The sequence below is a fragment of the Bacillus sp. LR--39 genome (assembly GCF_053613335.1).
The window spans coordinates 1-671 of the sequence record NZ_JBSIOT010000979.1; the positions used below are offsets into that span (position 1 = coordinate 1).

At 45.8% G+C, this 671-nt stretch carries 1 pseudogene; it reads right to left on the reverse strand.

The features are described from left to right. Positions 1 to 669, reverse strand: a pseudogene (locus tag ACWHAR_RS27880) (histidine kinase); the annotation flags it as partial. Positions 670 to 671 lie beyond the last annotated feature (2 nt).

Below are 671 nucleotides of genomic sequence, written 5' to 3' on the forward strand. Positions count from 1 at the left end.
GGTGGCAATGATCCCTTCTTTAATCGCACGCAGCATCGCATTTCGTTCACGGTAAAGAGATGCAATCTCTTGGGGTTCAAGGCCAAGCGTATCTTTTCTAATGCTTTTGGCAAGAGCGGCGGCACCCGCAAATCCTATGAGCAAAACGAGAACAGCCATGAAGCTCAATTTTCTCACATTCTCTTTAATACGTTGTTCTGTCTCGTTTAACAGAAAATCAACAGACACACTGCCGATGGCCTTGCTGTAACCACTTTGTTCCTGGATAATCGGCGCACTTCCTCTGATCACCATGCGGCCATCGTTTTTTGTTTCAGAGATGTGAGAGCCGCCGAACAAGATCTTTCTGCTTCTTGTCAGCTTCGTTTGACCTCTCTTTTCCGAGGCGACTTTGATCTCTCCCTTTTCGTTGAGGACATAAATAGTATAGGCACCGGTCTGTTCTTTCATTTGTTCAATGACCTCTTGCGCCTCTCCCTTATGCCCGCGCTTCTTTTGAAAGAGCTCTTTTACCGGAGGCATATAAGAAATGGTTTTTGCAGTCTGAACGGCAAGCTGTTCGGACTGTTTTCTTCCTTCTTTTGTTTGCTGAACGGCAAACGTGACTGTCAGCAAGCCGATTACTAAGATAAGCAGTGCTGCAATCAAGCCCATAATTTTTGTTTGCAGAG